The 26,783-nt window shown below is 40.5% G+C and carries 15 protein-coding genes and 1 tRNA gene; 1 reads left to right on the top strand and 15 read right to left on the bottom strand.

From position 1 onward, the window contains the following. Positions 1-81: 81 nt before the first annotated feature. The 13 genes from GSQ74_RS07655 to metG all read right to left on the bottom strand — a co-directional run bounded on the left by GSQ74_RS07655 (position 82) and on the right by metG (position 20,777). Positions 82-1,569, bottom strand: a complete 1,488-nt coding sequence (locus tag GSQ74_RS07655) for a RagB/SusD family nutrient uptake outer membrane protein (protein WP_158991863.1) — start codon at positions 1,567-1,569, stop codon at positions 82-84. A gap of 11 nt (positions 1,570-1,580) precedes the next feature. Further along, the gene (locus GSQ74_RS07650; RefSeq protein ID WP_158991861.1) at positions 1,581-4,610 is read right to left on the bottom strand and encodes a TonB-dependent receptor; all 3,030 of its coding nucleotides are present in this window, start codon (positions 4,608-4,610) and stop codon (positions 1,581-1,583) included. A 257-nt stretch (positions 4,611-4,867) separates the two neighbouring features. Continuing rightward, positions 4,868-7,765 (bottom strand): triple tyrosine motif-containing protein, encoded by a 2,898-nt coding sequence (locus tag GSQ74_RS07645; protein WP_158991859.1) that lies wholly within the window; start codon positions 7,763-7,765, stop codon positions 4,868-4,870. 334 nt (positions 7,766-8,099) lie between these two features. Then, positions 8,100-8,882, bottom strand: coding sequence for a sugar phosphate isomerase/epimerase (locus GSQ74_RS07640; protein WP_216846699.1), 783 nt, complete (start codon positions 8,880-8,882; stop codon positions 8,100-8,102). A 67-nt stretch (positions 8,883-8,949) separates the two neighbouring features. After that, positions 8,950-9,780: a phytanoyl-CoA dioxygenase family protein gene (locus GSQ74_RS07635; RefSeq protein WP_158991855.1), complete on the bottom strand. Its 831-nt coding sequence runs from the start codon at positions 9,778-9,780 to the stop codon at positions 8,950-8,952. Positions 9,781-9,815: 35 nt separating this feature from the next. After that, positions 9,816-10,733 (bottom strand): sugar phosphate isomerase/epimerase, encoded by a 918-nt coding sequence (locus GSQ74_RS07630; protein ID WP_158991853.1) that lies wholly within the window; start codon positions 10,731-10,733, stop codon positions 9,816-9,818. A 9-nt stretch (positions 10,734-10,742) separates the two neighbouring features. After that, positions 10,743-11,852 (bottom strand): Gfo/Idh/MocA family protein, encoded by a 1,110-nt coding sequence (locus tag GSQ74_RS07625; protein ID WP_158991851.1) that lies wholly within the window; start codon positions 11,850-11,852, stop codon positions 10,743-10,745. 597 nt (positions 11,853-12,449) lie between these two features. After that, positions 12,450-14,891, bottom strand: coding sequence for an outer membrane beta-barrel protein (locus GSQ74_RS07620; protein WP_158991849.1), 2,442 nt, complete (start codon positions 14,889-14,891; stop codon positions 12,450-12,452). 127 nt (positions 14,892-15,018) lie between these two features. Then, complete coding sequence (locus tag GSQ74_RS07615) at positions 15,019-15,903, bottom strand: nucleoside phosphorylase (RefSeq protein ID WP_158991847.1); 885 nt, start codon at positions 15,901-15,903, stop codon at positions 15,019-15,021. Between the two features lie 547 nt (positions 15,904-16,450). Further along, a complete protein-coding gene (locus GSQ74_RS07610) occupies positions 16,451-17,365 on the bottom strand; it encodes an AraC family transcriptional regulator (protein WP_158991845.1) in 915 nt (304 codons plus the stop codon). A gap of 6 nt (positions 17,366-17,371) precedes the next feature. Beyond that, complete coding sequence (locus GSQ74_RS07605; RefSeq protein ID WP_158991843.1) at positions 17,372-18,334, bottom strand: NADP-dependent oxidoreductase; 963 nt, start codon at positions 18,332-18,334, stop codon at positions 17,372-17,374. 242 nt (positions 18,335-18,576) lie between these two features. After that, positions 18,577-18,648, bottom strand: a tRNA-Arg gene (locus tag GSQ74_RS07600). Positions 18,649-18,704: 56 nt separating this feature from the next. Continuing rightward, positions 18,705-20,777: a methionine--tRNA ligase gene (metG, locus tag GSQ74_RS07595; protein WP_158991841.1), complete on the bottom strand. Its 2,073-nt coding sequence runs from the start codon at positions 20,775-20,777 to the stop codon at positions 18,705-18,707. Between the two features lie 97 nt (positions 20,778-20,874). Here metG and GSQ74_RS07590 point away from each other — a divergent pair, with 97 nt between their 5' ends. Further along, positions 20,875-21,804 carry an LD-carboxypeptidase gene (locus tag GSQ74_RS07590; RefSeq protein ID WP_254060829.1) on the top strand — a complete coding sequence of 310 codons (930 nt, stop codon included), beginning with the start codon at positions 20,875-20,877 and terminating at the stop codon, positions 21,802-21,804. Positions 21,805-21,914: 110 nt separating this feature from the next. On the opposite strand, the gene GSQ74_RS07585 is transcribed toward GSQ74_RS07590, so the two are convergent. Both GSQ74_RS07585 and GSQ74_RS07580 read right to left on the bottom strand, forming a co-directional pair. Next, complete coding sequence (locus GSQ74_RS07585) at positions 21,915-23,375, bottom strand: SusD/RagB family nutrient-binding outer membrane lipoprotein (RefSeq protein WP_158991839.1); 1,461 nt, start codon at positions 23,373-23,375, stop codon at positions 21,915-21,917. 11 nt (positions 23,376-23,386) lie between these two features. Further along, positions 23,387-26,623 carry a SusC/RagA family TonB-linked outer membrane protein gene (locus tag GSQ74_RS07580; RefSeq protein ID WP_158991837.1) on the bottom strand — a complete coding sequence of 1,079 codons (3,237 nt, stop codon included), beginning with the start codon at positions 26,621-26,623 and terminating at the stop codon, positions 23,387-23,389. Positions 26,624-26,783 lie beyond the last annotated feature (160 nt).

Genomic DNA, 26,783 nt, shown 5'->3' with positions numbered 1-26,783 from the left:
TATTAGTTAAACATATAAAAAGGCGGCCCGGCATTCACCGGGCAACCTATGAGAGTAAACAATTATTATCTTCTTAATAAATTAATAACCCGGATTTTGAGTAAGTGTACCACCGCTCAAATCAATTTCGTTTTGCGGGATAGGCCAAACTTCACTCTTGCCGGTAACAAAACCTTGCGGGCCAAATACAGCGGCACCACGGCCCTGGCGTATCACGTCAGCATGGCGATCGAACTCCATACCCATTTCCACTCTTCTTTCATGATAAATAGCGGCACGTAAAGCGGTTTGATCTGTAGTTGTAACCGCGGGCAAAATAGCTGCATTCCCTTCTCTTGCCCTGGCTCTTACCAATTCTAATGAAGCTAACGCGGCAGCTGTATTTCCTGATTCGTTGTTAGCTTCAGCATTCATTAATAATACTTCAGCATAACGTATTACAATTTTATCCTGCTGGCAACCCGTGTTAAAGCCAGAAACAAACAGGGAAAAAGGCACATACGATTTATAGTTATAGTAAGGGTTAGGCGCCGATGAATCAATGAAGTCACCTTCGGCAGTAGTTTGGCCGGTATAAATAACGGTGGCTGCTAAACGAGGGTCACCTGGTTCAAACTCAGCTATCAGGCTTGGGCTTGGGTTGTTAAATCCCCAACCGCCCGCAGGCGCTGTAACCCTTGGCATTTGTACCTGTGAATATTGCGAATTAGATTCACTTGGCTCATTAGGTATCAGCATATTCTGTATCTCAAAGATGGATTCAGAGTTATTTTTATTTTGAGTCCTGAACATCTTTTCATAGTTCGGAAACAAAGAATAAACACCTAAAGCGGTTACCTGGTTGGTATAGGTTATCACATCTGCCCAGTTTTTTAAATATAATGCCACCTTTGCATGCAGGGCTAACGCCGCGCCTTTGGTAACATGGCCAACATCAACCGAATTATAGGTTGCAGGCAATACTGCCGCGGCGCTTGTAAGATCGGCCTCAATTTGGGCATAAATCTGCGCTTTAGGGGTACGTGGCAAATTGTAATCTGTTGTAGATGTTGGAACATGCAGACGCAATGGAGCATCACCAAAATTACATATCAGCCTGAAGTAATCATAAGAGCGGATAAATCGTGCTTCAGCCAAATATCTCGCTTTTAAAGAAGCATCCATATCAATATTCGGCACATTATCCAGTATCTGGTTGGCAAAATTGATGTTATTATACAGTGCGCCCCAAAAACCATCCAATTGCCCATCACCCGAGGTAATCGTAAAATTATGGTACGAATTTAGAAAAGTAGCATCGGTTGGCACCGAGCCTTTAGTGGCATCATCCGATCCCACACTCTCGAGCGCGACAGGAGGGAAAGCGGTCTCGTTATAACCATGAAGGTCGGCATACATAGCTGCAACTGCAGCTGTTGCATCGGCAGATGTTTTGAAAAACTGAGTAGCAACGGTTGTACCAGCCGGGGTTTTATTTAAAAAGCTTTTCGTACATCCCTGGGAAATAACTATTGCGGCGACCAGGCCAAGCCCGATCGTTTTTTGTAAATTATATTTTTTATTTTTCATCGTTATACGAATTAAAATGTAACGTTAACACCAAAATTGTAAGTAGCATACAGAGGATATACATTGGCATCAATACCCTCACTGGTTGGGCCGCCACCAACTTCGGGGCTAAAGCCTTTGTAACCAAATATGTTAATAGCATTTTGGGCATTTGCAAAGAACCTGATGCTTTGTACTCCTACTCTCTTTAATATATCCTGCGGTAATGTATAACCTAGCTGGATATTACGAACCCTGAAATAAGCACCACTTGTAACATAAAATGAGTTAGGTGCTGAATCATAGGTAGAGCCAAGGTTTACAGATGGGTAAGTATTGGAAGTACCCGCACCATGCCAGCGGTGCTCATAAAAATCCTGGGTGAAGTTTTCATTACCAAAACGGTAAGCCAGGTTTGAGTTATATACGCTTACATCCGCGCGGCCCTGAAAATCAAGTGTCAAATCAAAATTCTTCACTTTTAAATAGGTATTAAGGCCATAACCATACTTAGCATTTGGGTTACCTAGGTCAACACGGTCGGTACTGGATATTTGCCCGTCGCCGTTAGTATCCTGGTAAATAAAATCACCTGGTTTTGCAGTGCCTTTTGCTGTTGAAGCAGCAACCTGCGCCGCGTTTTGGAAAATGCCTATCACTTTATAACCATAAAATTCACCTATCGGCTGGCCTTCTACCGTACGGGTTGCCAACGCGCCATTGGTAATACCATTGCTGCCACCATATAGCGGGTTATTGCCTGAAAGAACTTTGGTTACTACATTACTATTTATACCCAGATTAGGGCTGATAGAGTAAAATATGTCGTTATTAATATGCTGCTGCCAGGTGATGGAAAACTCAAAGCCCCGATTTCTGATATCGGCCTGGTTAGCTACCAAACCTCCGTTAGGGCCATTCAAACCGGTTGATGCCAGGATAGGTACGGCAAAAATAGCATTGTTGGTAAGCCTGTTATAGTATTCAGCATCAAACGTTAAATGATTATTTAGAATTGTACCCTCTATACCAAAATCTGTTGATGTTGCTTGTTCCCATTTTGTAGATGGAGGTACTACAGTGTTGATGCTTTCGCCATTTACAGGATATTGTGGATTGCCGTAAATAGCAGTGTATTGTGTTGGATCATTAGTTACTGTTAATACGTTTACACTATGAGGTACAGCGGCATTACCCACTGTTCCTATACTGGCACGTAATTTCAGCATATTAAAAACGTGCTGATCTTTCATGAAAGCTTCATTAGTAACAACCCAGCCTGCACCTGCTGAATAGAAATATCCGTATGAATTTGGATAAAACTCAGATGCACCGTCACGACGTATAGAAGCGTTTAATAAGTACTTGTCGTCATATGAATAATTCAAACGGGCAAATTGAGACAGGAACGTGTATAACGACTGGTTTAATTGCGGATACAATATTTGTGCTCCGTTAGGAAATGAAGTATGTAAGTTGCCTGTTTTTGCATATGCAACACTATCGGCAGTTGCGGTAGAATATGAAGTTTTATATTCCTGAGCACTGTAACCTAATAAACCTGTGAAACTATTTTTACCAACTTTTTTGTTGTATGTTAAGGTGTTTTCCCAAATCCAGTTACGGTTTTCCGTGTGGTTTAAGTCGAGTGACGAAGTAGTGCTTTGCTGGCCACCGGTTGCAAAGTAAATCGGAGTGTAATTTCTTACTTCGGCCTGTGCTAACTCACCGCCAAAGCTTTCTTTAAATACAAGGCCCTTAGTAATTGTATATTCAGCATATGCCCCACCAGAGAGTTCTTTATTTTTTGAATGCTGATTGTAGAAATCAATAGTGGCCTGAGGATTATAATTCGCGCCACCACCAATATTATAGTCAGCAGGATCGCCATACTTGCCGTCAGCTTGAAATACAGGAACTATTGGTGCAGCTGTATATAATTGATGGAATATTGAAGGGTTTACATCCCTTGAATTACTTGATAAAACATTTGCTGTAAAACCAATTTTCAAATTTTTAATCGGCGTATACTCATTACTTACGTGTACCGTATATTTTTGGTAATTATTGGTTTTAACAATACCATCCTGATCAAGGTAGCCTACTGAAACATTGTATTTATCTTTTTCAGAACCACCTGATATTGATATTTGGTTATTGCTCACCGGTGCAGTCCTTAATACCTGGCTATACCAGTTAGTACCTGTACCGTACATTGACGGGTTACTGCTAAATGCAGGCGTTACACCATTATCGGCATATAACTCATTTATGGCTGTCGCGTACTCGGTACCATTGGCCATTTTTACCTGGTTTGTTACTTTTTGCCATCCAAAATAATCGTTATAGCTGATTACCGGTTTGCCGCTTTTGCCATGTTTAGTGGTAACAATAACAACCCCGTTAGCCGCCCTGATACCGTAAATAGCAGTACTTGAAGCATCCTTTAAAACGGTTAGCGTTTCAATATCCGCGTTGTTAAGGAAACTGATATCATCATACCATACACCATCAACAACATACAGAGGATTAGTACCGCCCGAAACTGTGCCGACACCACGAATGTTGATTGTTGGCGATGCGCCCGGCTGGCCGCTGTTAATAATTTCGACACCTGCAACTTTACCTTCTAAAGCGCTTAGCGGATTGGTAGAAGGTTGATTGGAAAGGTCGGAGCCTTTTACCGTTGCTACTGCCCCGGTGTTATCAATTTTACGCTGTGTACCGTAACCAACAACAACAACCTGCTGTAGTTCGCTGTTTGTGGCTGCAAGTTTAACTGTAACCGGCGCATCATGGTTCACGGCTACGTCTTGTGGGGTATATCCTACAAAGGATACCTGTAATGTTGCGTTTGGCGTTACGCTTAGTGCGAAGGCGCCGTTAACATCGGTTTGGGTACCATTATTTGTTCCTTTTATTATAACGCTTACACCCGGCAATACCTCGCCTGTTGATGCGTCTGTCACTTTACCTTTTACCGTAAAATTTTGGGCAAAAGCTGAGTTAACAAAAAAGAAACATAATAAGATAAACCCTGAGATTGTAAAAATTCTCTTCATGTGGGTAATTTAAAATAGGTGAAAAAAAATAATTGGTTTTGTTGAGATCGAAATTCAGGAGATAATGGAGTTATCACAAATAATGTGCCTCTACATTATTACATCACTTATAAAATACTTTCTCACTTACAAAAAACAATTTTCACAACGTATTTATTACCAACCAATTACATTATTTCTATTGTAACAAATACACTACACATATTTTAAATATTCAAAACAATAAAAAAACGGTTATGAGAGGTAATGATGTAGTGTTATAGCTCCATGAGAAACTCCACCAGGTTCTTATCATGCTCCAGATTTAGCTTTTTCCGCAATCTGTAGCGCCTGATCTCCACCCCTCTCAACGAAATGTTTAAAAGAGAGGCCATTTCTTTACTGTTCATGTTCATGCGCAAGTAGGCGCAAAGCTTTAAATCATTTGGAACCAAGTCGGGGTGATGTACTTTTAATTTTTTGAAGAAACTTTCATGGGCTTCGTTAAAGCTGCTTTCAAATAAATTCCAGTCGCGCTCATCGGTCATCCCTTCGTTGATCACCTTCTGGATTTTTTTAAGCTGCTCTTCAGATAGTTTTTTACCGTTACTATCTTTCAAATTCAGCATCTCGTCACTTATCTTTTGCAGCAACTCGTTTTTATAAACAATGTTCATGGCGGAGTTAGCCAGCTCCCTGCTTTTACCTGCGAGTGCCTCCTGCAATTGCTCATTTTTAATCTTTACTATCTGTTGCTCATTTGCGATGACTTCCTGTTTCAGGAACTCCTCCTTTTCCTTCTGCAGCTTTTCCTGGATATGCTCCTGATGGCGTTTCAGCTTTCGCGCATACAATTTCCTCAAAATGTAATAAGCGATAATCAGCAATATCACATAAACTACTATGGCTATTTTGTTGCTGTACCATGGCGCCAGTATGGTAAATGTAAAATTGGTGGCGCCAGTAATATTGTTATCATTTATTTTGGCCCTAACGCTAAAAACATAGGTCCCCTGGCTTAAGTTGGTAAACTCCTTTTGGGTTTGCGTTGTCCAGTCGGACCATTGTGTTGAATAGCCTTTTAAATAATACTGATACTTGATTTTAGCTTGCCTATAATAGGGCAAAGCGTATACAATACGAATGTTGTTTTTAGTGAAGGGAATCTCTACCGAGCTGTCGCTGCCATTATCGCTTATAGCCAATATTTTATCGGTTATATTCTCCACACGGCCAATCAGTACCGGCGGTAGTGTTACTTTATTGGTTGTGTTTACATCATCATCGTTATAAATCACAAATCCGTCGTCAACACTAATCAGATACATGCGGTTGTTTATGCGGCTGATATTTTCATAGTGCTGCACCATTTTTCCGTTAAGTACGGTAAAGGTGTTGGAATCAATAGCGATTTTCCCGGCTTGTGACAAATCAGCAAGCGCCACCCGGCCATGGTTGATGAACCAATATTTTCTCCCATCGGCAGAAATGATTTTGTTGGATGAGGCAAACTCGCCCAGATTACTGTTTAACTGCTGGTATTTGTAAAAACGGTCGGTAATATCATCGTAACTATAAAATCCAGAATCGGATGAAAAGACGATCTTATTATCAAGATTAAATACATTGATGTTATAGCTGCTAGGCAAGCCATTGCGCTCGTCGTAATATTTTTTGGAGGTTACCGCTGTTAAATCACTATTTAAAGTGAGTTTGTAAATGCCTTTGTAGGCGTGGCTTACCCAAATCTGTCCTTTAGCATCCGGCTCCACATATCTTGATGGTTCGCTAAAGCCGGTTATCCGGTGATCGAATACCCAGTTGCCCGAGGCATCCTTCCGGTAAATCACCAAACCGGTGTAGCTGCCCTGTATCAGCATATCCTTATTTAGCTTTCTGATAGTCCAACCGCCGGTAACTGTAGCTATTTTTTTGATCGAGGCATCGTTCACTAAATAAGTGCCATCGTTATGGCCGCAAAACAGTTTACCATCCTGGGTAGACAAGTCCCAAACCTGGCCTTGTGAGCCGGGGATTAATTGAAAGTTCAATTTATCGAACAGTTGATTAGTACTATTCGGTGACCATTCGCTATAAAACAAACCTTGATTAGTGCCCAGGTAAATTTTGTTATTATAGATGCTGCTGGAGTATACCGTTCCGAAATTTCCGGTTTTGTCGAAATAAAAGTAAAGCGGGGAGTTTAGTTCAATCCGGTCGATACCATTGTCCAGCCCGGCCCACAGGTTTTCCTCATCATCAGCATATAAACTTAAAACAGTATTATTCTGTAATCCGCTTGATTTATTGATATGCTGTACCACATTGCCCGCTGTATCTATAATCACCACGCCGTTTAATATGGTACCATAGGCATAATATTTACCTGAGACCACCGCGCCGTTATTAAGCTGATATGTCTTTAAAAAATCATCAGCCTGATTGGCCCAGGGTTGTATTTTTTTGCCATCGAACGTAAACAGCCCATCTTTTGATGTGCCGATCATGAATTCGTCTTTTTTATACGGCAGGATAGATAGGACACCGCTATTACCTAAAATATTACTACCCTGAACGTACTCCAGATGATTTTTCTTTAATTCAAATAAGCCGATGTTCAGTTGTTCGATAAAGAACCTCTTGCCCAATTTGTATAAAAACACACATGGATTAGCAGATTTAATGGTAGTTATTTTACCATCAGCATAAATATAAATGGCACCAAACGACTGGAACAAAACACGGTCACCATCGACATATATTTTCCAGATCTCTTCGTTAAGAACATCTTTTTTAGGAACCCGGGGGATAAGGGAATGGTAAATCAGGAAGCCTTTGCTATTAGTTTGCCAGTATCCAAATTCGCCAAAACCACCGACGTATATTTTGCCCTTGCCATCTGCCGCTACCGCCCTTACAACAAGGTCGTTGGGCATGGGATGTACTTGCCAGTATTTCCCGTCATAGGAAAGCAATCCATCGGCATTGCCGAAATACATAATACCATGCTCGTCCTTTGTTATTGACCAATTTTGATTACCAGACTGGTATAGCGCTTTGGAGTAGTTTTGCACATAAGGCACCCCAATATTCTTTATATCACCGGCCGCGGCTATATTAAATATCAGCAAGAGAAATAATAAAGTATAAATATGTTTCCTGATGATACGATGCATTAGAAGTATAATTGGATCAGCTTAACCTGCGTAAAGTTAATATTATGAATGCAATGTAAATAATATGTGTCTTTAAGTTAAGAGAAATGTTTTTCACCCTCTTTCCGGCTTGCCGGAGAGAGGATTGAACAGCGTAGCGCATTCGGGGTGAGTCGGCTATGCACCGGGTATTCGCGCTAATGCCGCTCGTATAGTTACTCACCCGGTCTTTGCTTCGCCTCGACCACCCTCTCTTTTGCAAGCAAAAAAGAGGGAATTAAAAACGTTAGTCATTCTAATTAAAGAAAAAAGCCTCAAATTAATTTGAGGCTTTTTTAATCACAACAAAGTTAGATCAAAGTTGTCGATACCGTTCTTTAAGCAAATTCATCATATAAACGTTATTCGCCCATTGATCAGAAATAGGTTTTTGTGAATAAGGCAGGTGTACCATATACGGATATGGGCCAAATTCGGGCGTAATGGTTACCAGGGCATTAGCTTCGGACCGCTTTCGTTCAACAACCTTATCCCACCAGTTTAAATGATGCTGTAATGCTTCATTCCACTCGGGCGCTGCCGGATCCGGAACTTGCGGCCCTTCCGGATAACCTATACGGGCATGGATATGTTCTGTGCGGTTAATTGCCAGCGTTATCGCTTCCTGCTGATCCTCTAAAAAAGATTCGGCTACGTTTACCCAGTGCGAAGCGTCGAGCGTAATGCGAAGCCCGGGTAGCCTGTTCAGATAATCAAAGGTGATATGGGCAGCAAAAGTAAATTTGTTACGATGCGTTTCATGCAATACCTCCACACCGCAGCTGCGTGAATGCCCGCCCGCCCGCTCTATTAACTTTTTATTTTGTTCAAAAGTAAAGTAGTCCTTACCCGTTTGCGAATCGATTTTGAGCGCTTTATATGGCTTTACCATATCGAGCCAGGCGGCATAATTATCAAAATGTTTTGCAAAGTCAGCATCATAAGTACCATAGTGCTGCGGGATAACTGCCAGGCCATATTTTTCAAAATTATTCCAGGCTTCGTCTAGTTCATTCACCGCCACATCATTTGGGATGCCGTATTCCACACCGTCATAGCCTGCATCCTTCACCTTTCGGCAAAATAAATCCCAGCTCATTTGCTCGCATCCCCATCTGGGGCAAAAAAAATTAATTTCCAATGTCTACGGTCTTAATATTACAATATTACTTCACCTTCAGGGTTATCTCATCTTCTTTTTGAAGAAAATCCCTATCTGCGGATAAGCCTTTAGCGCCGGTGGAGATGATCGCATCGTTAGGTACAGTTTGTACAGGTGTAATGCACGATAAATTCTTTTCCCTGAAAGGTTTATTATAACTCAAATTATATGCCGAGATCATTGACCAGCGGGGTTTATCTGATGTATTGGCTTCAGACATGTGCAATGTATTGGGATGGAAGAATAATAAATCGCCCGGCGCTAATTCTACCGGCACACGCTCAAAGCGGCCAAGGGCTTCGTTTACAAAATCCATATCGGCCCCTTGCTGCTCTCCGGCAAAACTATGCTCTATCCGCCCTGTTTTATGTGAACCTTTTAATACCTGCAGGCACCCGTTTTGTACGGATGCTTCTGTAAGGGCAAGCATTACGCTAATTAATGCATCGGGGAATAAAAATCCGTTCTTATACCAATAGCCATAATCCTGATGCCATTCCCAGGCACCGCCTACCTGCGGCTCTTTTTGCATCAGCTTTGAGTGAAAATGACACACTTCACCCTCTCCCAGTAAATCCTGAACAGCTTGAACCAAAGCCTCGCTACGGGTTAATAAGCCATAGGCATCATCGCCGGGTGTAAACCAAAGGGTAAGCTTGGTCCGCTTTCCCGTTTGGTCGTTAAAATCAAATGCTTTATTTTTCAGCACATCATCGCCTGTGGCAATGCTATATAGCAGCTCAACTTCTTCTTTGCTTAAAAAACCTTTTACTACAATATATCCGTCTTTATTGTATGCGGCCTTTTGTTCGGTACTTAATTTTAAATCTTTCATGATATTAAATTTCAAATAAATATGCTGTTCATTATTTAGGCTCCGATTGTTTTTAACGCGTCGTCCACAAATCGTTTCGCGCGCGGAATATCTTCCTCGTCCAGGTGCTCAATAATAATCGGGATGTTTGGATGTTTTTTAGAAAGTAGCTTTAAATACAATTCATAGTTCAATACCCCAAGGCCTGCTGCCGGAAGCTCAACATCCCCGGCACCACGAAAGGTGTGTGATTCTACGGCGTCAATAGCGGCGTGTTTTTCCCCGCTATTCTCGGCCTGCTTAATATCTTTGGCATGAGCAATCTTTATTTTATCTCCCAAAGCGTTAAAAATGCGGTAAAGTTCGGCATCAACATGCTTTATATTTACACCGTTGAAATAGTTGGTCGGATCCATCAATAACCCTAAGCCCGGATGGTCTACTTCCCTGAATAACCGCAATAATTGGTCAACACTGCCTACTACGTTGTTTACATAGTTTTCTACTAAAAATACAGCATCGTGATTGTAGGCAAATTCCGCCAATTCCTTAATTACCGACTTAATTTCCTGGAAAGCCTCTTCGGTAGCATTCTTTTCATGAAATACCCAATCGCTGCTGGGCTCATAGGTCCCGGTTTCACTAATCACATATGGGGTTCCAAGTTCACGGGCAAACGTTAACAGGGTTTTAACATATTCTATATTTTTACGCTTTTTTTCAGGATCGGGAGCAATCAGATTAGTATAGCCCGAAATAGCCACAATTTCAATATTGGCATCCCGGAAAGCATTACGTATGGTTCGGGCTTTTTCGATGTTAAGGGTTTGAGGTAAAGTGTGCGGATCATTCAGGTCAAAATCTTTAAAACTCAGATCAAGCTGAATGCAATTAAAGCCGTCTTTTTTTACTTTACTGATCGTTTCTGCCAGTGTATATGGATAGTATCCATTAAAAATGCCTACTGATATCATTTCTCTTAATTATTTAAGGTTTTGTAATATTTCGGATAGTTTTACAGTTCTTTCTTCTTTTATAGATAAATAAAGCGCGTCAATGGTAGCCATGGTGTACAAATTATCGCGGCCATTTATTTCGGGTAATGTATCCTCTTCAACAGCACGCAGTAATGAAGCCATCGTTCCTTCAAACGCATCAGGGAACCAAACGGTATCCCAGGTTGGTTCTATCCATTTATCAGGGAACTTACGGGTGGTAAACTTGATTGTACTTAAGCCCTTTTCGGGATATTTAGGCCAGCCAATCTCCCCTAATGCCATCCCCTTCAATCCTTCAACCCGCCACCTGATGTACATATCTTTTTGTGTGCCCTCTCCCTGCCATGCCCAAACATCGTCTAAACTGGTCGCCATCAATCCATCTGCGTATTGAAGCGTATACTGTGTAATACCATCAATATGTTTAAACTTGGTTCGCGGGTCGCTCCTGGTTATTGCCGTTACCTTTTCGGGATTGCCAAACAGGTAACGGAATGTATCTATGTGATGAATGCCCATATTCAGCATCTCCAGGCGATCGTATTTTTCAAGAAAACCCTGCCAGTGAGGTATGGCCCGCATATCAATTGTTGCCAAAACTATTTCGCCGAAGTAATTATTATTGAGTAATGTTTTTAATGCCCGGATAGATTGGTCGTAACGCATATTGCTGTTAACAGCCAGTTTAACCCCAGCCTGCTCGCACAGGATAACAATCTCATTGGCTTCTTCGAGGTTCATAGCCAGGGGTTTCTGGCAAAGTATTCCTTTAATATGCCCGTTCTCTTTTACAGCCTCCCGTACTATCTCCAGTTGCTGATCAGGTGGAACTGCGATATCAATAATTTCTATGTTTTTATCCTTTATTAATTGTTGCCATGAATCATAAACATTAGGTATGTCAAATTCTTTTGCAACTTCTGCTGCACTTGCCCTGCTGAGTGAAGCGATGCCATAGGAGTTAAACCCCGCGTTGCGGTAAGCTACCTGATGGCACCCACGCACAATTGCCCCCGAACCGATAGTGCCGATCCGCCAGTCCTTGCGTGAAGGCATTGGGGCTGCAATTTCCAGATCTAATATAAATTCATGCATATTTAAGAAATGGGTTCAATGATCAGATCGAATTTTCGCGAACCATAAAGCGTTTACAACAAGCGCATTCCGATGCGCTGTTATTTGCCTTAATGAGCCCTCACGTTAATTCTCCCAGCTATTGAAGGGTTGGTTTATAACTTTAGTTTGTTGGTTACTCAAAGCTAACCAGCCGGGTAAAGCATATTGTGTAGGATATTTACATAATTATGTAAGATGCTATCCTGATTATTTGAGCATAAAGGTTGATTTTGACCAGAAAACGAAGGATTTGGTTTGTAGAGGTTGGTTATATGCAAAAAGCCACTTAGTTTATACTAAATGGCTTTCCGCTTTTTATAGATGATTTGAATTATGCAGTGGGGCTGGGGGTTGATGGTGCAGTGATAACACCATGGGTATTCGGAAGATCAGATTTGCTTCTTTCCTAATGAGTTTTCTATAAAAAAGAGAGGGGTGTCATGCTGAGCGTAGTCGAAGCATGAGCGTAAAGGCCTGCCCGCATGCTTCGACTACGCTCAGCATTACACCCTTTTAATCTTCCGAACACCTATGGTGATAACACCGACCATAAGCTGAATAAAGATTGAAATTTCCCTAATGCGCCCTGCCTTGCTCACTGTCGGCGCCACCGGTATCGCGTTTTGGAGGTGTATTGGTTGATTTGCCGAAGCTATAAGTAAATGCCAGGGTTGCCACCCGCGTATCCAAAAAGTTATGAAACGTTGCACTTGCATCCGCAATATTGGTGATAGTACCGCTCGGGCTGAATGTGTGAAGGATATCGCGCATATTTAACTTGATAGAGCCTTTATTGTTCAATATTTTTTTCTGAATAGCAGCATTAAGCATGCCTTTAGGTAAGGTAATAAATTGACCATAAGCACCACCGGTATCATAAAAGCCGCTTAATTCAGCACTCCAGGTTTTTGATATAGTGAACTGGTTGCTGCCATTGAAATCCAATGTATTTTTTGACTGACTAAGGTAGCCCGTATAAAATTGACCCTGGTAATTATTATTATATACCTCGGCATACAGATTAATCGTCCACCATTTGGCAGGCTGCAAATTAGTATTGACTGAAAAATTTAATGTTTTCAGTTGCCCTATGTTTCCGGTGGTACTGATAAATACGTCGCCGATGTTATGAATAGTTTCACCTTGAACATCGGTTGTATAATCATATGCAACCGCAACGGTAAACAGGCTTTTAAAACTATAAGCCAGTTTATAATTATCGGTAAACTGCGGTTTAAGGAAAGGGTTGCCGGAGAAATAGGTAAACTCATCCACAAAAAATGTAAAAGGGTTTAAACTGCTATAATTCGGCCGGCCTATTCGGCGGCCATAAGAAAGAACCAGCACGTTATGCTTGGCCGTATCAAGGTTATACGAAAGAAATGCGGTTGGGAACAGGTTGGTATAATGATTAACAAATGATGAATCGGCCTTTTCGGCATTGCCTAACTGATGCCCATCGCCATTGGTATTTTCTGCGCGCAAGCCCGTTTGTAATGAGAATCTGCCGAAATCTTTATTAAAATTAATATATGCAGCGTTTATATTCTCTTTATATAAAAACTGGTTAGTATTATTATAATCAATGGTACTTACACCATTAACCACGTTAAAGTAATTGGCAGCGTTATTTGTATTTACATAGCTGCTTTTAACGCCTGCCTCCAGCTTTGCTTTGCCTTTGAGCGGATGAGAATAATCAGCCTTGGCGGAATAAATATTAATGGTAGAAGGTAAATTATCACTCAGCGTTTGCGAGTTTGTTAAAGTACCATCAGGCAAAAAAGTATTATTTACAAACAACTGGTTACCGCTCGATACATCACGAATATAATCCAGATCGAACGTAAGCTCCCTGCCTACACTATCATACTTATGGGTATAGTTCAGGTTTATGCCTTTGCTGTCAAACTTATTTTTAGATGTATTTTGGGTATTGATGGTCGAATCCAATTCGCCGTTTTTACCGTAGAGCAAACTGTATACCGGGCTATTGTCATGCTCGGGCGATATGGTACCGGTAAATACTACTCCCCAGGTTGTTTTGGGCGATACGTAATAGTCCATTCCCGCTTTAATATTGGTGTTTCTGCTTGTGGGCCTGAAATAGGAAATATCCTTTAGAGACGAGGTTTGATTTCCGTCCGCATCAAAATAATCCCTGTCAATTTCAAGCCTCCTAAAAGTTCGTTCCTGATCATAAGCAAGGTTAGCAAACACGTTAACTTTGTCTACATGGTAGTTAAGGTTAATACTTTCATTCATACGCCCATAATGCCCTTGCGCAAAATCAGCCGATACAACTGCATTAAACCCCCTGGTGGTATTTTTTTTTGTTTTGATATTGATTACGCCCGCGTTTCCTGCGGCATCGTACTTAGCCGGTGGATTATCCATCAGCTCAATCTGGTTTAATGACGAAGCCGGTAAAGAACGCAGATAAGTAGCTAAATTTGCGGCCGATAGATAGGTAGGCTTATCATCAATCATCACCAATACACCGCTTTTTCCCTTAAAGGTAATATTGCCATCAGCATCTACCTGCACACCCGGTGTTTTTTCCAGCACCTCCAAAGCATTAGCACCGGTATTGGATATTAGCGCACCTACATTAACTACCGTACGGTCAATTTTTTGCTGGATATATGACCTTTGGGCGGTTACGGTTACGTCATTCAGTGTTTTTCCGGCTGGAGATAAAATAAATGCCGGTAAATTAACCGGATTTTGCTGGTTGGCAGTTACATTGTCACTACGGTAATCTTTATAACCTATATAGGTTGCTACTACCCGGTAAGTATTGTCTTTTAAGTTTTGAAAGTTGAAGCTACCATCTGGTTCCGCAAGTTGACTCGCTACCTGTGTCGAATCTTTTGCGACAAGTAAAATAACGGTTGCGCCGTTGAGTGGCTTTTTCCCCTCGTCTAAAACCGATCCTGAAATTTTGCCGCCATTGGTTTGCGCATTGGCAAAATTAAATAGTAATACCGCAAATAAGGTTAAGGAAAGTAGCTTCATAACTATAAGACACCAGTTCAATAGGAATCGTTACATAAAGGCTGTAAATTTCTATTTGAAGATCAATACGTGATATTAAATAAATTATTGAATTGTTACTAATAAAAAAAGGTAAAACACAAACTATTTAATTGGATTCACTAGTTTGAATGATCCGTTCCAGGATCAATTGAATAGCTTTTTCCATGCTTTTGGCCGGGTCAACGCTAAACTGATCATCCGAACGGTTTGCCATGATCACATTAAAGGAAACTGCCTGATGCCCCAGGTTGGTAGCTAATCCATATATGGCGGCAGTTTCCATTTCCATATTGGTAATTTTCCTTCCGCAAATATCCATCCCGCTTAGTTTTTTCAGTAGATCCGGAAAATTTGATCCACCGCGCAGGATCCTGCCCTGTGGCGCGTAAAATCCTGGCGCTGTTAAAGTGATGCCTGATAAGAACCCTTTTCCTAAAGTGTTCATTAATACCGGGCTTGCTAAAGAAATGTAAGAATTTAAACCCGGCCAGAACGTTGCGCCCTCATTAAAAGCTTTAAGTAAGGCTAACGCATCGGCCGGAATAGTGGCGTTGTAGTAGTGCATCAGACTGTCCATCCCAATAGCATGACTGGAAACCAGCAGACTATCCACCTGCACATCAGGCTGTAAAGCACCGGAAGTACCTATCCGGATAATATTCAATGATGTCAGCTTCTCTTTAGCGGTTCGTGACTCCAGGTCTATATTGACGAGGGCATCTAATTCATTTAACACAATATCGATATTGCCGGTGCCGATGCCGGTGGAGATCACTGTTAACCGTTTGTTACCCAGCCACCCGGTGTGCGTAATAAACTCCCGGTTACTCTTTTCCACTTCCAGCCGGTCAAAATGGCGGCTTACTTCTGCTACCCGTGAAGGATCACCAACGGTAATAATTGTTCCCGCAATATCGTTGGGCAGCAGTTTTAAATGGTAAACACTTCCATCAGGATTAGTAATCAAGTCTGTATTAAAAAATCTTAACATCGTGGTCATTCCTTATATCCTTATAAAGGTACTGATTTCCTCCCTCGCATCTTATTTTGTAACTACTCGATCTATCTCTAATTAGTAATGCTAATCCGAAGGTAAAAGCTATAAAAACGCTAAATTTTCCATAAAAATGGGTGAAAAATGAACAAAAAATGCTATATTTCAATCATTTTCAAGCCTAAAATGGGTCTTTTTCGCTCAAAAAACAGCTTAAAAACAATGTAAAAACCACCTTTTTACGGTTGTTTTGGGCCTTTTTGGGGTAAAAAGTGTACCAAATGTACCAGCTGTTCCACTTGTGCCATGGTACAGCACAGCAGGATTGAAAAAATAAAGGCATAAAAAAGGCTTATTTCTTACGAAAAAAGCCTTTTAAATAGTGGTCCTTAGACTACAAAACTCGAACTCTTTTATGGCTGATTTGCATTTTGCAGCAGGTTTGGAAGAGGATTTTGGGCGGTTATAAAAACCTACCATTAGTCGAAACACACCGAAAAAATCAAGCGTTATTGGTGCCAACCGGCGATATACCAATTTAAAATCAGTTAAACGACTGCCGGTAGGCTAAAGGCGATAAATTGGTTTTGCTTTTAAATAATTTAGTAAACGATTGCGGATGTTCAAAACCTAATGCATAGGCAATTTCGCTAATAGAAAAATCTGTTACAGCTAATTTTTCTTTGGCTTTTTCTATCAATTTATCGTGTATCAGCTGTTGGGTATTTTGTCCGGTTAATACTTTAAGCAAACCGCGCAAGTAGTTGGATGATACATTTAACGTTTCTGAAATGTATTGAACGGTAGGTAAACCTTTTGTTATCAGGCCATCACCGTCAAAATAATCATCCAGTAATGTTTCCAGTTTTTCCAGTATCTGATGATTGGCCTTTTCTCTGGTAATAAACTGACGGTGATAAAAACGGTCTGCGTAAGTCAGCAAACTTTCTATCTGTGCTATGATAATCTGTTTACTGAAGCGGTCAATATTTGCATGATATTCCTGTTGGATATTTTGAAATATTTGTATGAGGGTCGCTTCTTCTTTTGCGGATAGAAATAAGGATTCATGAACCGAATACCCCCAGAAATCATATTTCCTGATTGATGTAGCCAATGAGGTATTCCATAAAAAATCGGGGTGAATGAGCAGTAGCCACCCTGATTGTGTGGTTTCTTGTTTCGTGTCGACAGTAAGGCTCATTATTTGATTAGGTGCCACGAAAGATAAAATACCCTCGTTGAAATCAAATGGCTGTTGACCGTACCTGAAATTAATAGGACTTGAAAACGAAACTCTTTTCATACCTACAGCATAAAAATCGTAACACCAGTTTATGGATGATGTGCCCACCGTTCGCCTCACCAGGTCAATTTCAGTCACACTGAGCAGCGGGTGTTCCGGCGCAGGCAGCTGCCGGAATTGGTGAAACTCACTGATCGTTTTAATCCGCTTCATTTTTGGTTAATTCTCTTTTCTAATTTCCAGTACAATTTTACCCCGAACGTGCTTAGTTTCCAGTTCTGAATGTGCTTCAGCAACTTTTTCCATTGGGTAAATTTTGCTGATAACAACGCTCACTTTACCTGCTTCAATTAATTTTGCAATATCGGTAAGTGACTGTGCAACATCAAGTTCCCGCCTGATCATTTTTGCTTCACCATGTTTTTTTGCAAGTATACTAAGAAATTCTTCGCTGAAAGGATGCGGGAGCTGAACAGAGACAAACCTGCCGCCGCCTTTTAATGCAACTGCCATAATCATTCTGGCATCTTCATTAAATACGGGCGAAGCGTCAAACACAACGTCGAGGTCCTGCAGTAAACCTGCAAAATGTTCATCCCTATAATCGATCACTTCATCTGCGCCAAGTTGTTTTAATAAATCAAAATTGTGCGCGGAAGCTGTACCTATTACATAGGCACCTTTTGCTTTTGCAAACTGCAAAGCCAGGCTGCCAATTCCCCCGGCGGCGCCATGAATCAGCACCCTTTGGCAAGCACTTACGTTACCAAGATCCATACCGTTCCAGGCCATCAATGCGCAGGAAGGGATAGCACCGGCTTTATTAAAGCTTACGTTGTTTGGCATTATCGCAAACTGGGTGGCTTTAGCAGCAATAAACTCTGCATAGGTACCACTCAAAAAGTTAGGAATACCGTAAACTTTATCGCCTTTCTTAAAGCCTGTTACATCGCTTCCCATTTCTTGTATTTCGCCAGCTCCATCCAGGCCAAGTCCCAGTGGCAGTTTCAGGAACGGTTTCAAAATCTCGTTACCACCCTGCCGGACAACGTAATCTGCCGGATTAACCCCGCTGGCATACATTTTTATCAGTATTTCATCGGCTTGAGGCACAGGGCGTTCTACTTCTTCCAATTTCATGACTTCCGGCCCGCCAAATTCATTAACTTTTATTGCTTTCATTTTGTTTTGATTTCTTTGATAGCACAAAGGTCAACGTAATTTCAAAAACGCATTAAGCCAGAACGCCTTTTGTCTTAGCCTAAAAGTAAAATCAGGTTATATTTAGTTTTTGTATCAAGTTTTTCATCAAGAAAGGGTACTAAGGATAAAATTGATATGTGGAGTAACAGGGTCATCGTTCTATTAACTTCCGGGAACAAAAAAGCCTTCAGATTTTCATCTAAAGGCTTTGGGTTTAAATGTGGTCCCGACGAGAATCGAACTCATATCTAGAGTTTAGGAAACTCCTATTCTATCCGTTGAACTACGGGACCAGTTTTGCAAAGGTGCAAATTATAGCTGAAATTATTCAGTTAAAATGTAAATTGACTTATCGCACAACGGAACCATTATGTAAAGCATCAACTGGTGATACGAAGCATAGTTTTCCATCCGAATCCTCTGCCATCAGTATCATACCCTGCGATAATATCCCTTTTATTTCTCGTGGTTCCAGGTTTACTAAAATGCTTACTTGCTTACCTATTATAGCTTCCGGCTCATAATACTCTGCAATTCCTGATACAACCGTGCGCTCATCAATACCGGTATCAATAGTAAGCTTTAACAGCTTCTTAGTTTTAGCCACTTTTTCGGCTGCTAAAATTGTACCTGTGCGAATATCCATTGCCGCGAATGATTCAAAACTGATGTTTTCCTTTGCCGCAGCTATTGGTGTTTGTTTTGTAACCGCAGCAGCCTGTTTTTTATCCAGTAATTTTTGTACTTGCTTTTCAATAACTTCATCCTCTACTTTTTCAAACAATAAAGCAGCAGGGTTTAATTGATGCCCGTTCTCAAACTTTATTGCATCGCCAAAAGAAACACCTGCTAAATTATAATTTAGCATTCCAAAAATTTTGGACGCTGTGCCTGGTAAAAATGGCTGTAAGCAGGTTGCCAAATTCGCTATTAAAAACAAGCAGCTATGCAACGCTTCCTTAGCATCATCCGGGTTGGTTTTAATCGTTTTCCAGGGCTCTTTCTCTGTCAGGTATTTATTCCCTAAACGGGCAATGTCCATCACATTTTGCAGCGCCTGTCTGAATTTATAATTCTCTAAATTCTGATCAAGCTCAGCATAAAATTCAACCAATTGCGCATTAAGCAGGTTATCGGTAAGTTTTATTTCACCACTTTCTGTTTCAACTTTGCCATCGTAAAACTTATGCATCAGTATCATTACGCGGTTAACGTAGTTGCCTAATATGGCCACCAGTTCGTTATTTACACGGGCCTGGTAATCTTTCCAGGTAAACTCACTATCGCTGGTTTCAGGCAATATGGATGTTAATACATAACGCAATTCATCTTGCTTGCCCGGGAATTCTTCCAAATATTCATGAAGCCAAACTGCGTGGTTACGTGACGTGGACAGCTTCTCGCCCTCCAAATTCAAAAACTCATTTGCAGGCACATTTTGCGGCAGAATATACTCGCCATGTGCATGCAATATGGATGGGAAAATTATACAGTGGAAAACAATATTATCCTTACCAATAAAATGGATCAGGCATGAATTATCTTCTTCATTTTCCTGCTTCTTCCAATAGGCTTTCCAGTCTTTCCCTTTATCAATAGCCCATTGTTTGGTTGCAGATATATAGCCTATCGGTGCATCCATCCAAACATAAAGCTTTTTACCTTTTGCTTCGTCCAATGGCACATCAATACCCCAGTCCAGGTCGCGTGTCATTGAACGCGGTTGCAGGCCCGATTTTAACCACGACCTGCATTGACCAAATACATTCACTTTCCATTCGCCTTCTTTCTTATCTATCCAGCTTTCCAACCACGGCTGATATTTATCTAATGGCAAATACCAGTGCTTGGTCGGCCTTAAAATGGGTGCTTTACCACTTAAAGTTGATATAGGGTTAATTAAATCAGTTGGGTTTAATGATGTACCGCAGTTTTCACATTGGTCGCCGTAGGCATGCTCGTAGCCGCAATTAGGGCAAGTACCCGTAATATAGCGGTCGGCCAGGAACTGCCCATAATCTTCATCAAAATATTGTTCAGAGTATTTCTCTATAAACTCATCTTTCTCATACAAATTCAAAAAGAACTCTTGCGAAAGATCATGATGTATGGGAGATGAGGTACGGTGATAAATATCAAATGCGATCCCAAACTCTTCAAAACTATCTTTTATCTGGTTATGATACTTATCAATGATAGCCTGTGGCGTAGTGCCTTCTTTTTTAGCCTTTATAGTGATGGCGGCACCATGCTCATCTGAGCCGCAGATGTAAACCACATCCTTCTTTTTAAGGCGAAGGTAGCGCACAAAAATATCGGCAGGTAAATATGCCCCGGCTAAGTGGCCAATATGTAGTGGCCCATTGGCATATGGCAGGGCTGATGTAACGGTGTATCTTTTAAATTTATTAAGTTGTGACATTAATCTGCATCCTTATTAATAATTTGGCAAAGATAATTTATTTTAACGAGGAAGTCGGGTTGCATACGGCTGTTACTTCCGAAAGAATTTTATTTTGATGATGGATAAAGGCGAACATTCAATTATTCAGGGAATTGCTCCTCCATACCTTAAAAAGGGCGATAAGGTTGCCATAACCTGCCCCGCTAAAAAATTACCAAATCCTATGGCGGATGCTATCAACCTTTTACAATCGTGGGGATTGGAAGTTGTTTTGGGTGAAACCTTAAATTTATCATTTCACCAGTTTGCAGGCGACGACGAGCAACGAGCTGAGGATCTGCAACGTTTGATTGATGATGACAGCATTAAAGCCATAATAGCTGCCCGTGGGGGCTACGGCACTATACGTATGATAGATAAGGTGGATTTCAGTAGTATAACGCAAAACCCCAAATGGGTAGTAGGCTTTAGCGATATTACCATGCTCCACACGCATTTATATAACAACTTTAATCTACAAACCATTCACGGCCAAATGCCGGTTAATATTCCGGATGCATCCGCAAAATCATTGGAATCATTGCGTAAAGCATTATTTGGAGAAGAAATTTCCTACGAGTTTAACTCGCATGCACTAAACCGCAGCGGTGAGGCTGAAGGAATATTGATTGGAGGCAACCTATCTTTATTGGCAGCAGTATCAGGATCTGTATCCGACCTTAATTATAACAATAAGGTGCTTTTTATTGAAGATGTAGGTGAATACCTATATGCGATAGATCGTATGATACGTACGCTTGACCGCGCCGGTAAACTTAAAAACCTTGCAGGTTTAATTGTTGGTGGTTTTACCGCAATAAAGGACAATGAGATTCCTTTTGGACAAACTGTTGAACAGATAGTTATGGATGTAGTAAAAAAATATGACTACCCGGTTTGTTTTGATTTTCCTGCCGGCCATATACCCGATAACCGCAGCATTATTTTAGGACGAAAAGTAAGTTTAGCGGTGCATAGCCACCAGGTAATACTTAATTATCTGTAGCATTTAAATAAGTTTCAAACGCGATCAGATTATTCAACTTTCACATAAATGCATAAAAAAACCCTGACCGTATTAAACGATCAGGGTTTTTTATTTATTAACTGTTTTAATTATTTAAAGAAAACAAGTTTTGTTGTAACCGCATCACCACCAATTGCAGCAGCTGCTGCTTTATAATTGATAGGGTTTGTATTTTGTTCAATAACCGGGTAAGTGAAACGTACCGGGAATAAACTGTAAGCACTAGGTGGAGGGGTGAAAGCAGGGTAACCAAATTTCCTGGTTAATGTCCATGCATCCCATCCTCTGTTGTACAAAGATATATACTCCTGTTGAGCGATTGCCAGTAATTGAGCTGCTGAATTACCAGCTGGCAAAACATCATAAGCTGCCGCACCTGTTGTGCTTCCAGTCCAAAATTGGATTGAAGCATCAACTGCGTTCTTAAAAAATGTAGCAGCAGTTCCACCAACACTATAACCTCTTGCCGCAGCTTCAGCCAAATTAAATTGCAACTCCGAATAGTCTAGTATATCACCGGGATAATCAGGGTTAGTCATTGTTCCAATAGAACCCGTTGTGTATAAAGGGCCTGATGGCAATGAGTAATTCGCAGCAACAACAACTGTAGCAACAGGTGCACCTAAATAAACCCCGCTAGCATTTTCTGCAAAATAATATGGTGTTCTTGGATCGACAGGAGTTGCAGTATTTTGTGAACCTAATAATTTCATAAAGAAATCTGTAGCCACATAATCATGCCTGCCGCTTTGTATTAATTCAACCCAAGTTGGGTTGGTACTTGGCGGGCTGCTATAATAAGTTTGCAGTGCATTATCAGCATTTGAAGCAAATATGCTTGCTTTAGCTGCTGCTTCTACAGCAGTTTGACCAATAGCCTGTAAACTTGTTGAAGTAGATACCGTCATACCCAATTTAATTTTCAAGGTATTTGCAAACTTTATCCATTGGTTCGGGTCGCCAGCATAAATCTGATCAACACCTGTACCAAAAGTACCATTTGCTTCATTTAAGGCCGCAATATCTGTATCTATGCGTTTTAACAAATCCTGGTAAATGGTTGCTGCATCATCAAACTTAGGGAACGGATTACTAGGCTGAAATGCTTCTGTATAAGGGATATTACCAAAAGTAGTTACCAAATAATAAAAGCTATAAACTTCACACAAATCTGTAATAGCTGTTTCGTTGGCACGGGTAGGTGCATCAGTTACATCAGTAAGCATGGTTTTCTTGGCCAATTCAAAATTGTTCAAAGCACCGGAAAAAAATATGCTATAAATATTATCAGGGATCTTACGATCCTGAATATCATACTGCGTTTCATTCAAATACTGTGTTTCCGTCCATTGCTGCTCAATTAACCGGAAAGTATTATCGTTAATATTCGGTGTTATTATTTCAGTCGACATTACTCGTTCCGCATTTGTAAATAGCGTATATGAAGGCACCGTCAATGGATTTTTGGGGTCGACATTCAGTTTGGTTAAATTTTTTGTACAGGCCGACAATAACCCCACTAGTACAAAAATTAATGCTGTCTTTTTCATATCTGTTTCGATTAGAAAGTTAGTTTTAAGTTAAATGAAAGTGTGCGTGTAGTTGGGAAAGCACCTTCCTGTACACCTTGTACGTTACCAGAACTTAAAGCTGTTTCTGGGTCAGAGTAAGGTAAGTTTTTATGGATGATCCATAAGTTGCGCCCAATAAATGCTAATTGTACGCCTTTAACAGGGCCCAATTTATTTAAAGCGCTCTTAGGTAAATCATAAGAAAGTTTTGCTTCGCGCAGTTTCACATAACTTGCATCATATACAAATGCTTTTTGTGGGTTTGCACCATCATCACCAAAGTCATTATAGTTAATTTGGTTAAAAGCTACCCTGGTAGTATTTGGCTGGCCATTGCTAGCATAAACACCCGAGTTAATGTAACCACCACCAGTTGCAAGCGAATTACGCACTGGGTTACCTAAATCATTAGTATAAGCAGTTAATGGATAAATACCATCAGCTAAACCGTATGCCATGTCATTAGAGTATACTGAACCACCGTGTCTGATATCAATCAAGAAGCTTAAATCAAAGTTTTTATACCTGAAATCATTATTAATACCACCTGTCCAATCAGGGTTGGTGTTACCAAGATCGTTCGTTTGAGATGAGTTTATAAGATACTCGCCATTTGCGTCAACTTCCTTTTGGCCTTTTGCATTGTACACATAATCTGTACCTCTTATAGTACCATCAGCTCCGTAAAGCGGGGCATTTATAGTCTCACCATTCTGGAAGCTCGCAAGCTGAAGATTTAGAGCTTCATTTCCTGCACCATCTTTATATAAAGAGGTAACTTCGTTGTAGCCAGCTGTAAAATTCACCGTGATATTCCATCTGAAATCTTTAGTTAGTACAGGTGTACCGCCTAATGTTAACTCAATACCTTTATTTTGTACAGAACCTGCATTTTCGTAGATAGTAGTGTAGCCGGTTGCCGGGGTAACCGATACAGGTAATATCTCATTAAATGTTTTGGTTTTGTAAACTGTTCCATCAAAATGTAACCTGCTGTGAAACAAATCCAGCTCTACACCTAACTCAGTACTCTGTGTTTCCTCAGGTTTTAAGTTTGCATTATTTAATTGTGGGTTCGCATAAGTTTGTGATGCGCTTCCGAACGGATTGTTAATAATATAGCCAGATAGGGTGCTATAGTAAGGAGCATCACTACCAACTTCTGAATAACTAGCCCTTAACTTACCATAACTAAGCCAGGTATAGTTTTTAAGTAAGTTTGAGAATATGAAACCACCTGATACTGAAGGATAATAATATGTATTATTTGCAGCAGGTAAAGTTGAAGATTGATCTCTTCTGATGGTTCCATCTAAAGTGATTAATTCTTTCCAGGTTAATGTAGCACCGGCATAAATACCATCAACTTCGTTTTTCTCATCAACTTCAGATGGTGATAATGGCGAGTTTAATGTATTTGATAATGAATATAAACCCGGTACAACTAAACCACCGTTGGTTGATGCATCAATACTGTTATTATAATCTTTTCTGATATTGGTACCTAATACGGCTTTCAGATTTAATGATGATGATATGTTTTTATCTACATTACCAAATAAATCAAAGTTGGTTTCAGAGTAATCATGGTTATACCTTGAATAGTAAGGTACACCAATACTACCTGAATCATAACGTTCTTCTTCTAGTTCAGAGTAAGTATCAACTGAAGCTCTGCCAGTGAAAGTTAACCATGAAGTAGCTTTATAATTTGCATTTACCTGCCCTAAATAACGGTTACGAGAGTCAGTCTCATAGTTATGGTCAGTTACCCAATATGGGTTGTTCCAATAAGCAGGATTATATTGACCACCAACCGGGTTATACATATTCCAGCTGGTATTTGCCTGCGTCATATCATACGCTTGTTTTAACTGCTTAATGTCAACGTTGGTTTCCCACCATTGCCTAAAGTTAGTCATAACGTTTCTGTTATCAGAGTTAGTACCATCATAACCGGTACCTGTTCTGCCAATACCAACTGTATTGTAGTAGTTGATAGATGCACCAACAGTTAATTTTGGCGTAATGTTATAAGTACCGGCAAAATCAACCTGGTTTTTAGTTAATTTATTGTTAGGGATGATACCATTTTCATCACTCCTGGTGTAACCCAATTTGAATGATCCGTTCTCGCCACCGTTAGTAACTAATATACTGTTATCAGCAGAGATTGTATTTAAGAAGAAAGAATCAGGATTGTTTGCTGCTGCAACCCACGGTGTAGCTTTACCATACTGTGGCATACCAGGTACAAACGCATTCCATTGGTAGATCAACTCGTTTTTATTGAATGCAAAACCATCTGATGCATCATCAGCTGTTGGCGCAGTTTGCGCGCTTGCATTACCAAAAACTGTTCCCTGATAAAAATACTGACCGTAACCAGCACCATATTGGGTTTGGTATTGAGGTAAAGTAGATTTATCGGCAGAGTTATCACTAATTGTTGAATTGACAACAATGGTTGCGCCGTGTTTAGCTTTTTTTGTAGTGATTAATATAACACCGTTTGCGCCACGTGAACCGTAAAGCGCTGTTGCACCCGCACCCTTCAATACGGTTACACTTTCAATATCATCAGGGTTAATGTCCGAAGCAGGGCTACCGTAATCATAACCACCACCACCACCTTGCTGGGTAGTTGAGTTTACGTTTTCGTTACCAAGTGGCACGCCGTCAATCACAAATAATGCCTGGTTGTTACCAAATATTGATTTATAACCACGGATAACTACGTTTGTAGATGCACCCAAACCATTATTTTGGCTGATTTGTAAACCGGCAACTTTGCCTGATAATCCATCGATAAAGTTTGATGAACGTTGTTTGCTAACCTCATCACCCGAAATCTGTTGAGCCGCATAACTCTGTTGATTACGTGTACGGGATATACCCAACGCACCTGTTACAACAACCTCGCCCAAGTTGCCACTTGCGGCAGCTAAGCTTACGTTGATATTACCGCTCTTCGCTGAACGCTCAGTAGCTGTGTAACCGATAAAACTGAATTCGAGAACAGCACCTTCTGGTACTGATAGGGAGAACTTTCCGTTGCTGGTAGTTTGAGTACCAATCGTAGTTCCTTTTACCTTTACTGTTACTCCCGGGATGGGTAAGCCATCTTCTTTGGCTGTAACCGTACCAGTAACTGTACGGTTTTGTGCGAATACCTGTGTAATGCTTAACATCAGGAAACACAAACTTACTAGTAGAAGTTTTTTCATTTTGTTAATAATAAGATCAGTTAATAGTTAATTAATTATAAAAGTAATGTTAGATTTTCAAATAGTCAAGTAAAAAGTCATTTTTTTTAAAACAAATGCACTTTTTAAAAAAATAATTAAAATATTTAGTACTATGTATTGCATAATACATTATAAAACA

The organism is Mucilaginibacter sp. L196 (assembly GCF_009765905.1).
Lineage (GTDB): Bacteria > Bacteroidota > Bacteroidia > Sphingobacteriales > Sphingobacteriaceae > Mucilaginibacter.
Note: the sequence above shows the minus strand (reverse complement) of the source record. Positions and strands in the feature narration are given on the sequence as shown.